This is a genomic window from Rhizobium sp. AN80A (genome assembly GCF_030053015.1).
In the GTDB taxonomy this organism is placed as follows: Bacteria; Pseudomonadota; Alphaproteobacteria; order Rhizobiales; family Rhizobiaceae; genus Rhizobium; species Rhizobium metallidurans.
This window is the reverse complement of sequence record NZ_JASJPX010000001.1, coordinates 548,405-561,756: the sequence shown is the minus strand read 5'-3', so window position 1 is coordinate 561,756 and position 13,352 is coordinate 548,405. Positions and strand designations below refer to the sequence as shown.

The window sequence follows — 13,352 nt, the reverse complement described above, 5'->3', positions numbered from 1 at the left end:
GAATTGGAACGGACATGACCATCGACAACGATTTCGCCCGCCTTTCGGATTTCGAGCCCATGGACGCCGAACTCCGCGCCATCCGCCAGCATCTGCACGCCCACCCCGAACTGTCGTTCGAGGAGACGGAAACCGCGCGCTTCGTCGCCGAAAAGCTCGAGGGCTGGGGCTATGAAGTGACCCGCAACGTCGGTGGCAACGGTGTCGTCGCCCGCATGACCCAGGGCGCTGGCAAGAAGAGCATCGCGATCCGCGCCGACATGGACGCACTGCCGATCACCGAGCAGACTGGCAAGCCATATGCCAGCCAGGTTCCCGGCAAGATGCACGCCTGCGGCCACGACGGCCACACGACGGTGCTGCTGGGTGCCGCCGAATATCTGGCACGCACCCGCAAGTTCAACGGCACGGTCAACCTGATCTTCCAGCCCGCCGAAGAAGCCGGCGGTTTCAGCGGCGCGCAGGCGATGATCGAGGATGGCCTGTTCGAACGCTTCCCGTTCGACGCCATCTTCGGCCTGCACAACCACCCCGGCGCGCCCGAGGGCAGCTGGCTGATGCGTTCCGGTCCGCTGATGGCGGCCGCCGACACGGTCGAGATCAAGATCACGGGCAAGGGCGGCCACGCATCGCGTCCGCATCTGACGATCGATCCCGTCGTCGTCGCCTGCAACCTCGTCGTCTCGCTGCAGTCGGTCATCTCGCGCAATGTCGATCCGACGCAGACGGCTGTCGTCACGGTCGGCGCCATCCATGCCGGCGAAGTCGCCAACGTCATCCCGGAAAGCGCGAGTATGCTTTTGACGGTGCGCTCGTTCGATCCGAAGGTTCGCGAGATCCTCGAAAAGCGCATCCGGGCGCTGACCACGTCGCTCGTCGAAGGCTTCGGCGCGACCGTCGAGATCGACTACGCCTACGGCAATCCCGTCGTCGTCAATTCCGAGAAGGAAACCGAGTTCGCCCGCATGGTGGCCGAGGAATTGGTTGGCGAGGGCAATGTCGCGCTTTGCCCGCTGATCCCAGGCAGCGAGGACTTTTCGCACTTCCTCCAGCACAAGCCGGGCAGCTTCCTGCGCCTCGGCAACGGCATGAACTCGGCGATCCTGCACAGCGCGAAATACGACTTCGCCGATGACAGCCTGACGGCCGGTGCGGCGATGTGGGCGCGCCTCACGGAACGCTACCTCGACGCGTGATCGTCCGGCATCGAAGTCCATGACCAAACGAAGAAGGGGCGCCCGAAACCGGCGCCCCTTCTTTCATGTCATGCAGCCCGAGGCGCGGATGCGCCGCCGACGGAAAATCCGTTACTGATTGGATGGGGTGCCGGATTTCTCCGAGGCCGCCTGGGTCTGGGTCTGCGTCTGCGCCATCGCCTTGACGAGCGCCACGATCTTTTCGCGCAACTGCACGTCGGTGATCTTGATGAACGCCTTGTTCAGCGCGAGCCCTTCCTTGGAATTAAGGAATTCCGCGACCGGATCGGTCGTCACCGTCAGATCGAGTCCGGCGAGCGAAAGGGGCTCCGACGGATCCTGCTGAAAGAAGAAACTTGGCGTGGTGTTCATGACTTCGGCGATGCGCTGCAGGCGGCTGGCGCCGATTCGGTTCATTCCCTTTTCGTACTTCTGCACTTGCTGGAACGTCACGCCGATCTGCTCGGCCAACCTTTCCTGACTCATTCCCAGCAACTGCCTGCGCACTCTGACTTGGGAACCCACATAGCTATCGATTGCGTTCGGTGTCTTTGCATTCATCCTGTATTTCCTATGCCGGAATCGAAGCGAAACAGTCCCCGGCAAACCGGCTCTTCCCAGCAATGACAGTTTGTCTTAGCAAGCGATCAAATTCAACCGCAGGATTATGACGATAAGGTGATCTGTTGGTAAAATGCGTGAAGATTCACGCTATGAGTGCGTGTCGCTCAATCTCTACCGCCGAAACGGATCGGTCGGATGACGCGGTGCACAATCTTCAGGGTCCGGTCGGGCTGGATCATGTAGGTTTCCTCGACCTCCTGGCCATATTGGTCGATGAAGCTGTGCGGGAAGGTGGAGCCGATCGGCGACTTCGTGAGCTTCGTCCGCGGCTGGCCACTATAGATGATGCTGCCGGGAATGGGCGTGAGGCCGGGTGCGGAGTAATCCTTGCCCGTCGTGCATCCTGCCAGGAGAGCCAGTGCGACAATCGCAACCACAGTCCGTTTCATCGCGCCCTCACATATTAGCTTCGCTTACCCCGTGAATATATGGTTGCGGCCGGGAATGGACAGGCGGTGACGGCTTATCCCGGATGTTTTTTGATGGCGGCACGACGCCGCCATCCGAGCTCGCCTGCGCTATGCGGCTAAAGCAGCCCGCGCTTCGCCAGATTGACCATCAACGCGCTGATGCCGAAGGTCCATGGCGGGCAGTCGTTTGAGCGGCGGACCGTGTTGACAAGCGAGCCGAGCCCGGCCGACGAAATCTCCACGACGTCGCCGATCTTGTGGGTGAAGCCCTGGTTCGGCGCGTCGCGGTCCTGCGTCGGGGCGAACAGCGTGCCGAGAAACAGCATGAAGCCGTCGGGATACTGGTGATGCGCGCCGCAGGTCTGGCGCACGAGATCGGTCGGATCGCGGCTGATCTTCGACATCGAGCTCTTGCCGTGAAGCACGAAGCCATCTTCGCCGGTGACCTTCAGGTCGAGTTCGGCGCTACGCACGGCATCGAGATCGAAGCTCTCGTCGAGCAGGCGGATGAAGGGGCCGATGGAGCAGGAGGCGTTGTTGTCCTTGGCCTTGCCGAGCAGCAGCGCCGAGCGCCCCTCGACATCGCGCAGGTTGACGTCGTTGCCGAGTGCGGCGCCCCTGATCTCGCCACGGCTGTTGACCGCGAGCACGATTTCCGGCTCCGGATTGTTCCAGGTCGAGACCGGATGCAGGCCGACATCGGCACCCCAGCCGACGGAGGAGAGCACCGGAGCCTTGGTGAAGACTTCCGCATCCGGGCCGATGCCGACCTCGAGATATTGCGACCACATGCCTTCCTCGATCAGCGCCTGCTTGACCGTGGCTGCCGCGGGAGAACCGGCCTTGAGATTGTTGAGGCTGCCGCCGATGAGCGTGCTGACACGCTCGCGGATCGCGGCCGCGCGATCCGGATTGCCGGCGGCCTTCTCCTCGATCACCCGCTCGATCATCGACTGCGCGAAGGTGACGCCACAGGCCTTGACCGCCTGCAGATCGACCGGCGCCAGAAGATAGGGGCGCGAGTTGTCCGGCTTGCCGGTAGTGTTGGCGGCGATCTCCTCGAGTGTTCCGAGAGACTTGCCTTTAGCCGAGCGGACGAAGGCCACGAGATCGGACCGCTCCAGAAGCGCGCTCACGGTTGCCGCCTCCTTCGAGGTGATGTCGATCACCTGTTGATCGCGGATCGTCACGATGCTGGGGCCGTCGGCGGCAGGATTCCAGGCGCGGCCAACGAACAGACCACCCGTGGCGGCGGCGTCGAGAAGGGTATGAGGCATGATAATTTTCCGTCACGCGAGCGATGGACGCGCTCTATGAGCCAAGGATGCGCCGCCCTCCAACCCAGCGGCAGCGAAATCGATCACATTCGCCGACAACGGGCAAGGCCGGAATACGCGGGAGGGATCGCCGATCCGCGAAAACGCTCACGGGCCGGCGCCTCTCCGGTCACCGGCCCATGATTAATGTCGCCGCTTAGTGGTTGTCGCGCGGGATACCCTTGGTCTGGGCGATCCGCTGATACTTCACCGCCGGCTCCAGCACCGCGCCGGTCTCCATCTGCCCGACATAGGAGCGCTGGATTTCCTGCCACGGCGTCTGGCTTTCCGGATAGACATAGCCGCCGGCCGCAACCAATTCGGCGCGCCGTCTGGCGATCTCCTCGTCGCTGATCAGGATGTTGGCGGTTCCCTTCTTGAGGTCGATGCGCACCTGATCGCCCGTCTGCAAGATCGCAAGCCCGCCACCGGCGGCCGCCTCCGGCGATGCGTTGAGGATCGAGGGCGACCCTGATGTGCCCGACTGGCGACCGTCGCCGACGCAGGGGAGCGACGAGATGCCCTGCTTCAGCAGGTAATCCGGCGCGCGCATGTTCACTACCTCGGCGGCACCCGGATAGCCGATCGGGCCGGCGCCGCGCATGAAGAGGATGGTTGCGGCGTCGATGGCCAGCGACGGATCGTCGATGCGGTGGTGGTAATCCTCCGGCCCGTCGAAGACGACGGCGCGGCCGGTGAAGGCTTCCGGGTCATCGGGATTGGAGAGATAGCGGTCGCGGAACTCCGGCGAGATGACGCTGGTCTTCATGATCGCGGATGAGAACAGATTGCCCTTCAGCACGCGGAAGCCGGCGCGCTCCTTCAGCGGCCGGTCGAACGGCCGGATGACCTTTTCGTCCTCGATCATCGAGGCCGTGTAGTTCTCGCCGACCGTCTTGCCGTTGACCGTCATCGCGTTGGTGTCGAGATGGCCGTGCTTGATCAGTTCGCCCATGACGGCGGGGACGCCGCCTGCGTGGTAATAGTCCTCTCCGAGATATTCACCTGCCGGCTGCAGGTTGACGAGCAGCGGGATCTCCTCGCCATGGGTCTGCCAGTCGTCGACCGAGAGTTCGACGCCGACATGGCGGGCAAGCGCGTTCAGATGGATCGGCGCGTTGGTCGAGCCGCCGATCGCCGAGTTCACCTTGATCGCGTTGATGAAGGCTTCCCTGGTCAAAATGTCGGATGGCTTCAGATCCTCGCGCACCATCTCGACGATCCGCAGGCCGGTCTCGTAGGAGATCTCCTGGCGATCGCGGTACGGTGCCGGAATGGCGGCGGCACCCGGTAGCTGCATCCCCAGCGCTTCGGCAAGCGAGTTCATCGTGGTTGCCGTACCCATCGTATTGCAGTAGCCGGTCGAGGGTGCTGAGGAGGCGACGAGCTTGACGAAGCCCTGGTAGTCGATCTCGCCGCGCGCCATCATCTCGCGCGCCTTCCACACGATCGTGCCCGAGCCCGTGCGCTCGCCACGGAACCAGCCATTCAACATCGGGCCGACGGACAACGCGATCGCGGGGATGTTCACGGTTGCCGCGGCCATGAGACAGGCCGGCGTGGTCTTGTCGCAGCCGATCGTCAGCACGACACCATCGAGCGGATAGCCGTAGAGCACCTCGACGAGGCCGAGATAGGAGAGATTGCGGTCGAGGCCGGCGGTGGGGCGCTTGCCGGTTTCCTGGATCGGATGGACCGGAAACTCGATGGCGATCCCGCCGGCATCGCGGATGCCTTCGCGCACGCGCTTGGCAAGCTCGATATGGTGGCGGTTGCACGGCGACAGGTCCGAGCCCGTCTGCGCGATGCCGATGATCGGCCGGCCCGACTGCAGCTCTTCCTGGCTGAGGCCGAAGTTCATGTAGCGCTCGAGGTAGAGCGCCGTCATGTCGGGATTGGCCAGATTGTCGAACCAGGCCCTGGAGCGAAGCTGCGGCGCCCCGGTCTTCTCGTCGATTGCGGTGTCACTGGATGAGGCGGGTGTTTTCTCGACCACGATCATTTTCCTTGGTTTTGCTGCGGTATTGTCATGCGGTTTGCCGATCGTCATTGTCATCGGCAAGAATGGCGGATTGTCGGCGCGCGAAACGGACTGAAGTCACTCCGGCAACGTTTACGGCGCTGCCTCCTCAGGCAGGAACGTATTGCGAGATGAAGCGCGCGTCGCGACGGAAATCGGATGGCGACATGCCGGCGATATGGCGGAAGGATTTGTTGAAGGCGCTGATCGAGCCGAACCCGCTATCCATCGCCACCTGCAGCACATTCGCCTCTTCGTTCATCAGCATCGCCTGTGCGCGCGAAAGCCTTAGCAGGTTGACGTATTTGCTGAGCGTCATGCCCGTCGTCTTCTTGAACAGGTTCATCGCATACTTCGGATGCAGGTCCGCCGCGCGCGCGATATCGACCGAATCGATCTCGTGCAGGAAGTTCAGGGCGATGAAGTCGCACATGCGCGCGACGCTGCGCGAGGATTGCGGATAGGCCTGCTCGACATCATCCGTCGCCGAAAGCCCGTTGGGCGCCAGCATCGAATAGGGGTCGAGCACGATGCGCTCGATGCGCAGAAGCATCTCCTCAACGGCGTGCTGCGCCTTGGCCGCATCGCCGGATTTCGCGTAAGCCACCCAGCGCGGGAAGTTCTCTATGTCGGCGGCGTCGGTCGCCGACGTGAAGAGAATCTCGCCCTTCATCAGCCGGCTCGAGATATTGATCGGCAGCCGCATGCGAAAAAATAGACCAGCGGCAGATGCCCGCCGGCATAGATCGAATCATCGCTGCTTTCGTCCATCTGGTGGGGTTGCCCGCCCCAGAACAGGCACATGTCGCCGGCCTTCATGCTGATGTCTTGGCCGTTCATGCGGTAGTGCACCTCACCGCGCATGATGTAGTTCAGCTCCACCTGCACATGCCAATGCGGCATCAGCATCGGTGGCGGATGGTTGTGAAACATCTGGAGTGCCGTCGGCAATCCCTCGATGCTGCTCGCTCCCGGCTGATAGACAGCCCTCTGCTCAATCTTACTTTCCGCCAAATCCATATTCCCTTTTTAGGAGACAGCGGCTCCCTTGCGGTTAGTGTAGTCACGTTCGCTAAGGGACGGCAATTGAAAAGGGAGGATTTTCAATGCGCTTCAAACTTATCGGTGCAACCGCTGCTGTTGCACTTCTTGCATCCGGCTCCGCCTTCGCGCAGTCGGGCAATCTCACCATCTGGAGCTGGAACGTCGCCGCATCGGCGCTGAAGTCCACGCTCGAAGGCTTCAACAAGCTCCATCCGGATATCAAAGTCACGGTGGAAGACCTTGGAAACCAACAGGTTTTCGACAAGATGCTGGCAGCTTGCGCGGCGGGCGGCGAGGGTCTTCCCGACATCGTCACGGTCGAAAACTTCGAGGCCGAAATCTTCTGGAACCGTTTCCCGGATTGCTTCGCCAACTTGAAGGACCTCGGCTATACGGCTGAAATCCAAGCGAAATTCCCTGAGTTCAAGCGCACCGAGCTTGAAGTGGGCGATGTCGCCTATGCCATGCCCTGGGATTCCGGTCCGGTCGCCGTCTTCTATCGTCGCGACTTCTACGAAAAGGCCGGCGTCGATCCGGCGTCGATCAAGACCTGGGACGATTTCATCGCCGCCGGCAAGAAGATCTCGGCCGCAAACCCCGGCGTCGTCATGGCGCAGGCCGATTTCAACGGCGACAGCGAATGGTTCCGCATGATCTCCAACGAGCAGGGCTGCGGCTACTTCTCGAGCGATGGCCAGAACATCACCATCAACAAGCCCGCCTGCGTCGCCACGCTTGAGAAGGTCAAGGAGATGAAGGACGCCGGCACGCTGACGGCCGCCATCTGGGACGAGAAGATCCAGGCCAACACCGCCGGCAAGGCTGCCAGCCAGATGTATGGCGGCTGGTACGAAGGCACCGTGCGCTCGGGCTCTCCCGATCTCTCCGGCAAGTGGGGCGTCTACATGATGCCGAGCCTGACGGCGGACGGACCGCGCGCGGCCAATCTCGGCGGCTCGTCGCTGGCGATCGCCGCCAACTCGGCCAACAAGGAAGCCGCCTGGACCTACATCGACTACGCGCTCGGCACCAATGAGGGCCAGGTCGCGATGCTGAAGTCCTTCGGCCTCGTTCCGTCGCTGCTGTCGGCGGTTCAGGATCCGTTCGTCAACGAGGCGCAACCCTATTGGGGCGGCCAGAAGGTCTGGGCCGATATTCTCTCGACCCTGCCGAAGATCGTGCCGAGCCGCGGCACGCAGTTCCAGACGGATGCCGACGCCATCTACAAGGCGACGCAGACCAAGTATTTCGCCGGCGGCTACCCGGACGCGAAGGCTGCGCTCGACGATGCCGCCAAGCAGATCGAGACCGCCACCGGTCTTCCCATCGCGGAATGAGTGACGATACCGGGCACCCCTTCGGTGCCCGGCTTCCATCTCTCGCTTCGACTTTGAGGAGAATGAAATGCCGATCCGGAACCGGAGCGCATATCTGTTTCTTGCGCCCTATCTGCTGGTCTTCGCCACCTTCTGGCTATGGCCCATCATCAGTTCGTTTCTGATCTCGTTTCAGAATACGCGCGTAAACCCCTGGAAATTCAGCGCTTCCATCAATTGGGGACGCCTGATCGGCGATCCCGCCTTCTACAATGCGCTCTATAACACGCTGATCATCCTGGTGATCCAGGTGCCTGTCATGATCGCGCTCGCGACGCTGATGGCCGTGCTCCTGAACTCGCCGCTCCTCAAGGCGCGCCCGCTCTATCGCTTTGCCTTCTTCGCGCCCGTCGTCGTCGGCGAGGTGGCCTATGCCGCGGTCTTCCGGCTGATGTTCAGCATCGATTTCGGCATCGTCAACAAGCTGATCACCTCGGTCGGCCTGTCTCCCGTTTCCTGGTTCGACAACGCCAATGCCGCGATGGCGCTCGTCATCATCGCCGTCACCTGGCGCTGGGCGGGCTACAACGCCATCATCCTGCTCGCCGGTCTGCAATCGATCCCCGACGATGTCTACGAGGCGGCGACGCTCGACAAGGTCTCGAAGACCAGGCAGTTCATTCATATCACCCTGCCGCTGTTGAAGCCGATCATCCTGTTCTGCGTCATCCTGTCCGTCATCGGCACGATGCAGCTCTTCGCCGAACCTTTCCTGATCACCAATCGCGGCGGTCCCGGCGGCGGCACCGAAACGCTCGGCCTGCTGCTCTATCGCCAGGGCTTCCTGTCGCTGAACTTCGGCTACGCGTCCGCGATCGCCTACACCATGGCCATCCTCGCCATCACCATCTCGCTGCTCAATCTCTGGGTCGGGAGGGAACAGAAATGAAGTCCAAGTCCCAATCCAAGATGCTGCAGACCGTTCTCTTGCATGTGGTGCTGACGCCGCTTGCGATCGTCTGGCTGTTTCCGATCTGGATGATGTTCGTCTTCTCGACCATGCCCGACTACGGCATCTTCAGCCCCGACATCGTGCTCTGGCCGTCGACGAACTTCGTCGAGAACTTCAAGAACCTGCAGGCCGATACCGATTTCGTCCGCGCCATGTTCATCTCGGTCGTGGTGGCCTCGGTGTATACCTTCCTGTCGGTGCTTCTGACCTCGATGGCCGGCTGGGCGCTGGCGCGCTATCGCTTCGTCGGAAAGTCGATGGTCGTCGCCATCATTCTCGGCACCATCACGCTTCCCTTCGCCGTCGTCGTCATCCCGCAGTTCATCATGGTGGCCCGCGAGTTCAAGCTCGCCAACACCTGGGTGGCGCTGATCGTCCCGCCGCTCTTCAACTCGCTTGGCGTGCTGTTCATGCGCCAGGCCTTCTCGATGATGCCGGCTGAACTCTTCGATGCCGCGCGCGTCGAAGGGGTCAAGGAGCGGCAGATCTTCCTGCGCATCGCTTTGCCGCTGGCACGCCCGACGATGGCGGCGCTCGCAATCATCCTCTTCCTGGCGTCGTGGAACAACTACCTCTGGCCGCTGCTCATCAATTCCAAACCCGGAATGATGACCGCGCCGGTGGCGCTCGGATCGCTGATCGGTCTCACCAAGGTTTCATGGGGCGGCATCATGGCAGGCGCCATGTTGCTCACCGCGCCGATCCTCGTGGTCTTCGTGTTCCTGCAACGTCACTTCATCGCCGGCATTTCGGCCGGCGCCGTCAAATAGTCGGGGAACGCCTGATGTCTGAACTTTCTTTGAAAAACGTGGTCAAGCGCTTCGGCGCGCTCGAGATCATCCATGGCGCCGATCTCGAGGTGAAGGATGGCGAGTTCGTCGTCTTTGTCGGTCCGTCGGGCTGTGGCAAGTCCACGCTGCTGCGCATGATCGCCGGGCTCGAGGATATCTCCGGCGGCGAGATCAACATCGGCGGCAGGGTCGTCAACGATGTCGAGCCGGCCGATCGCGGGATTGCGATGGTCTTCCAGTCCTATGCGCTCTATCCGCACATGACGGTCGAGCAGAACCTGAGCTTCGGCCTGCGCATGAACGGCAATCCCAAGGCGGATACCGAAAAGCGCGTGACGCATGCCGCCAACATCCTGCAGATCAACGAGCTGATGCAGCGGCGGCCCAAGCAGCTCTCCGGCGGCCAGCGCCAGCGCGTGGCGATCGGACGCGCCATCGTGCGCGAGCCGCAGGTCTTCCTGTTCGACGAGCCGCTCTCCAACCTTGATGCGGAGCTGCGCGTGCAGATGCGCGTGGAAATCTCGCGCCTCCACAAGCAGCTGGGCACCACGATGATCTATGTCACGCACGACCAGACGGAGGCGATGACGCTTGCCGACAAGATCGTCGTGCTCCGGTCCGGCAACATCGAACAGGTGGGAGCGCCGCTCGACCTCTACGACGATCCCGCCAACCAGTTCGTCGCCGGCTTCGTCGGCTCGCCGAAGATGAATTTTTTGAAGGCTCAGGTGGTGGAGACGGCGCCGGGAACCGCCACCGTCGCCATCGCCGGCGAGCAGAACGTGCGCCTGACGCTGCCGATCACCTCGGTGGTCGAGAGGGGGACGGACGTCACTGTCGGTATCCGGCCGGAACATTTCAGCGATGCCGGGCAGGGCGACACGGATCTGACCGTCTCCATCGACGTCGCCGAGCACCTCGGCAACACCAGCTACATCTACGCCACCACATCGAGCGGCGAGCAGATGATCATCGAGCGCCCTGAATCGCGCACCGCTGCCCAGCGCGACACGCTGACGGTCGGGCTCACCGCGAAACGCGTCTTCCTGTTCGACAGCGCGGGCAAACGCCTGCGCTGAAATCACTCCATCCCAAGACTCTGATCCCAAGACTTGCAACTGACCGACATGAAAGAAGAGGACTTTCCCATGAGTTCAGCTCAACCGATCCGCTGGGGCATCATCGGCCCGGGCACAATCGCGCGCACCTTCGCCGATGGCATCGCGCATTCGCGCACCGGCAAGCTCGTCGCCATCGCCACCCGCAACCCGGAAAAGCCGGGCCTCGCTGAAAACTTCCCCGGCGCTCGTATCGTCAAGGGCTATGAGGCGCTGCTCGAGGATAGCGAGATCGACGCCGTCTACATCGCCGTGCCGCACACCGGCCACGCCGAATGGGCGATCAAGGCGATCCGGGCAGGCAAGCATGTGCTGGTCGAAAAGCCGATCGCGCTCACTTCATACGATGCCGACGCCATCTATCATGAAGCCAAGAAGGCCGGCGTTTTCGCGGGCGAGGCCTTCATGTACCGAGTCCATCCGCAGACGGCCAAGATCGTCGAGCTGGTAAAATCCGGCGCGATCGGCGCCCTGCGCATCATCCGCACCAGCTTCGGCTTCAACATGGGCACGTTCAGGCCCGAACACCGCCTATTCGCCAACGAGACCGCCGGCGGCGGCATTCTCGATGTCGGCGGCTATCCGGTATCGATGGCGCGCCTGATCGCGGGGGCTGCCGAAGGCAAGCCGTTCGTCGAGCCGGAGAAGGTTGCGGGCGTTGGCCATCTCGGCCAGTCGGGCGTCGACGAATGGGCGTCCGCCGTGTTGCAGTTCCCCGGCGGCGTCATCGCCGAGGTCTCGTGCTCGATCATGGCCAACCAGGACAACACGCTGCGCATCATTGGCTCGGAAGGACGCATCGAGGTCAAGGACTTCTGGTTTGCCTCCGGACACAAGGGTGGTGTCGGCAAGATCGAGCTCTTCAAGGGCAACGAGCAGCAGACGATCGAGGTCAAGGAAGATCGCTGGCTCTATTCCTTCGAAGTCGATGCGGCGGGCGATGCGATCCGCGCCGGCCGGCAGGAATTCACCTCTCCGGGCATGGGATGGGCTGATTCCGTCGGCAATCTGCGCGTGCTCGACCAGTGGCGCGCGTCGATCGGCCTGGAATACAGCGTCGAGAAGGCGGCGAAGCGGGTGACCAATCTTGCCGGCGACAAGGTCACGCTCGGCAACAGCATTCCCAAGCGGTCCATCCCCGGCATCTCCAAGCCTGCCTCGGTCGTCACCCTCGGCTTCGAATTCTTCCCGAACTTCGCCGCCGCCTCGCTGACGCTCGATGCCTTCTATGAAGCCGGCGGCAATGTCTTCGATACTGCCTTCATCTATGGCGGCGGCAAGACTGAAAGCATCTTCGGCGACTGGCACACGAGCCGCAACGTCAACCGCGAGGAGATCGTGCTGATCGGCAAGGGCGCGCACTCGCCGCTGGTCTATCCGGATATCATCGCCAAGCAGCTCGACCAGTCGCTCAACCGCCTGAAGACGGATTACGTCGACATCTACTTCATGCACCGCGACAACACCGACGTCCCGGTCGGCGAGTTCGTCGATGCCATGGACGCCGAGGTCAAGCGCGGCCGCATCCGCGGTATCTTCGGTGGCTCCAACTGGACCCGTGAGCGCATGGACGAGGCGGCGGCTTACGCCGCGAAGAACGGCAAGCTGGCGCCGGCAGCACTGTCGAACAACTACTCGCTCGCCGAAATGCTCGACCCGATCTGGGCCGGTTGCGTGACGTCGTCGACCGACGAATGGAAGACATGGCTCAACGAGCGGCAGGTGCCGAACTTCGCATGGTCCAGCCAGGGCCGCGGCTTCTTCACCGACCGTGCCGGTCGCGACAAGCACGACGACGAGGAAATCGTCCGTTGCTGGTATTCCGACCGCAACTTCGTGCGCCGCGACCGCGCCATCGAGCTGGCGGCCAAGCTTGGCCGCAGCCCGATCCACATCGCGCTCGCCTATGTCATCGCGCAGCAGTTCCCCGTCATTCCGCTGATCGGACCACGCACGATCGCCGAACTGGAGGACAGCCTCTCGGCGCTCGATATCAAGCTGACGCCGGATGAGGTGAAGTGGCTCGAGGCATAGCGCCTCGTTCTCGAGGATGATGTGAGAAGGCGGGAATTCGGGCTCCGGATTCCCGCCACGCCAGGACTAGCGCCGCAACCCTTCGATGACGGCCTGATACTCGTGGGCAAGCGAGATTGCCGCTTTTGCAACCACCGGGTTGATCGAATTCCGGTCAACCGCCTTCGAGCACGTCTCGAACAGGCCGCGCAGCTCGCATTCGATCTCGGACAGTTCGGGATATTGCCGCACGAGCACCTGCGGCAGCAGTTTCGCTTTCGTTTTCATGGATTTGGCGCCGAGCCATATATCCGGCGAGGCGATCGTCGCGTTCAGGATGGCCGTCTCAAGCTGTCCGGTGGCACTCACGATATCGGTGACCAAGGCCGTCATTCTTCCCTCCAACCAAAGGAACCCCGCTGTAGCGACGCATATCTCGTGCCAACTGCTAATATGCCGCCGAGATGCGGTGGCACGCTTGCCGTTCGGTTG

Annotated in this window: 11 protein-coding genes and 1 pseudogene; 6 read left to right on the top strand and 6 right to left on the bottom strand. The window is 62.3% G+C overall.

The features are described 5' to 3' along the window. Positions 1 to 14 precede the first annotated feature (14 nt). Positions 15 to 1,196 (top strand): M20 aminoacylase family protein, encoded by a 1,182-nt coding sequence (locus P3R82_RS02655; protein ID WP_283192898.1) that lies wholly within the window; start codon positions 15 to 17, stop codon positions 1,194 to 1,196. A 111-nt stretch (positions 1,197 to 1,307) separates the two neighbouring features. Here the strand turns inward: P3R82_RS02655 and P3R82_RS02650 are convergent, their stop codons facing one another. From P3R82_RS02650 to P3R82_RS02630, 5 genes and pseudogenes are all read right to left on the bottom strand, one after another. Continuing rightward, positions 1,308 to 1,757, bottom strand: a complete 450-nt coding sequence (locus P3R82_RS02650) for a helix-turn-helix transcriptional regulator (protein WP_283192897.1) — start codon at positions 1,755 to 1,757, stop codon at positions 1,308 to 1,310. Between the two features lie 167 nt (positions 1,758 to 1,924). Next, complete coding sequence (locus tag P3R82_RS02645; RefSeq protein WP_283192896.1) at positions 1,925 to 2,209, bottom strand: membrane lipoprotein lipid attachment site-containing protein; 285 nt, start codon at positions 2,207 to 2,209, stop codon at positions 1,925 to 1,927. A gap of 137 nt (positions 2,210 to 2,346) precedes the next feature. Next, the gene (locus tag P3R82_RS02640) at positions 2,347 to 3,507 is read right to left on the bottom strand and encodes a fumarylacetoacetate hydrolase family protein (protein WP_283192895.1); all 1,161 of its coding nucleotides are present in this window, start codon (positions 3,505 to 3,507) and stop codon (positions 2,347 to 2,349) included. A 196-nt stretch (positions 3,508 to 3,703) separates the two neighbouring features. After that, positions 3,704 to 5,548 (bottom strand): IlvD/Edd family dehydratase, encoded by a 1,845-nt coding sequence (locus P3R82_RS02635; RefSeq protein WP_283193493.1) that lies wholly within the window; start codon positions 5,546 to 5,548, stop codon positions 3,704 to 3,706. Positions 5,549 to 5,675: 127 nt separating this feature from the next. After that, positions 5,676 to 6,586 (bottom strand): annotated as a pseudogene (locus tag P3R82_RS02630) (helix-turn-helix domain-containing protein). An 86-nt stretch (positions 6,587 to 6,672) separates the two neighbouring features. On the opposite strand from P3R82_RS02630, the gene P3R82_RS02625 reads away from it, so the two are divergent. The 5 genes from P3R82_RS02625 to P3R82_RS02605 all read left to right on the top strand — a co-directional run bounded on the left by P3R82_RS02625 (position 6,673) and on the right by P3R82_RS02605 (position 12,881). Next, entirely contained in the window at positions 6,673 to 7,947 is a 1,275-nt protein-coding gene (locus P3R82_RS02625; RefSeq protein ID WP_283192894.1) for an ABC transporter substrate-binding protein, read from the top strand. Between the two features lie 67 nt (positions 7,948 to 8,014). Beyond that, complete coding sequence (locus P3R82_RS02620; RefSeq protein WP_283192893.1) at positions 8,015 to 8,875, top strand: sugar ABC transporter permease; 861 nt, start codon at positions 8,015 to 8,017, stop codon at positions 8,873 to 8,875. Then, complete coding sequence (locus P3R82_RS02615; protein ID WP_018901638.1) at positions 8,872 to 9,708, top strand: carbohydrate ABC transporter permease; 837 nt, start codon at positions 8,872 to 8,874, stop codon at positions 9,706 to 9,708. The genes P3R82_RS02620 and P3R82_RS02615 overlap by 4 nt, the downstream gene beginning before the upstream one ends. 14 nt (positions 9,709 to 9,722) lie before the next feature. Continuing rightward, complete coding sequence (gene ugpC, locus P3R82_RS02610) at positions 9,723 to 10,808, top strand: sn-glycerol-3-phosphate ABC transporter ATP-binding protein UgpC (RefSeq protein ID WP_283192892.1); 1,086 nt, start codon at positions 9,723 to 9,725, stop codon at positions 10,806 to 10,808. 69 nt (positions 10,809 to 10,877) lie between these two features. Continuing rightward, entirely contained in the window at positions 10,878 to 12,881 is a 2,004-nt protein-coding gene (locus tag P3R82_RS02605; RefSeq protein ID WP_283192891.1) for an aldo/keto reductase, read from the top strand. A gap of 66 nt (positions 12,882 to 12,947) precedes the next feature. Here P3R82_RS02605 and P3R82_RS02600 read toward each other — a convergent pair whose 3' ends face one another. After that, positions 12,948 to 13,253 (bottom strand): hypothetical protein, encoded by a 306-nt coding sequence (locus P3R82_RS02600; protein WP_283192890.1) that lies wholly within the window; start codon positions 13,251 to 13,253, stop codon positions 12,948 to 12,950. Positions 13,254 to 13,352 lie beyond the last annotated feature (99 nt).

Excerpts from the sequence above, each read along its gene's own strand:
- P3R82_RS02655 (WP_283192898.1), top strand. The coding sequence starts at position 15 with ATGACCATCGACAACGATTTCGCCCGCCTTTCGGATTTCGAGCCCATG.
- P3R82_RS02650 (WP_283192897.1), bottom strand. The coding sequence starts at position 1,757 with ATGAATGCAAAGACACCGAACGCAATCGATAGCTATGTGGGTTCCCAA.
- P3R82_RS02645 (WP_283192896.1), bottom strand. The coding sequence starts at position 2,209 with ATGAAACGGACTGTGGTTGCGATTGTCGCACTGGCTCTCCTGGCAGGA.
- P3R82_RS02640 (WP_283192895.1), bottom strand. The coding sequence starts at position 3,507 with ATGCCTCATACCCTTCTCGACGCCGCCGCCACGGGTGGTCTGTTCGTT.
- P3R82_RS02635 (WP_283193493.1), bottom strand. The coding sequence starts at position 5,548 with ATGATCGTGGTCGAGAAAACACCCGCCTCATCCAGTGACACCGCAATC.
- P3R82_RS02625 (WP_283192894.1), top strand. The coding sequence starts at position 6,673 with ATGCGCTTCAAACTTATCGGTGCAACCGCTGCTGTTGCACTTCTTGCA.
- P3R82_RS02620 (WP_283192893.1), top strand. The coding sequence starts at position 8,015 with ATGCCGATCCGGAACCGGAGCGCATATCTGTTTCTTGCGCCCTATCTG.
- P3R82_RS02615 (WP_018901638.1), top strand. The coding sequence starts at position 8,872 with ATGAAGTCCAAGTCCCAATCCAAGATGCTGCAGACCGTTCTCTTGCAT.
- ugpC (WP_283192892.1), top strand. The coding sequence starts at position 9,723 with ATGTCTGAACTTTCTTTGAAAAACGTGGTCAAGCGCTTCGGCGCGCTC.
- P3R82_RS02605 (WP_283192891.1), top strand. The coding sequence starts at position 10,878 with ATGAGTTCAGCTCAACCGATCCGCTGGGGCATCATCGGCCCGGGCACA.
- P3R82_RS02600 (WP_283192890.1), bottom strand. The coding sequence starts at position 13,253 with ATGACGGCCTTGGTCACCGATATCGTGAGTGCCACCGGACAGCTTGAG.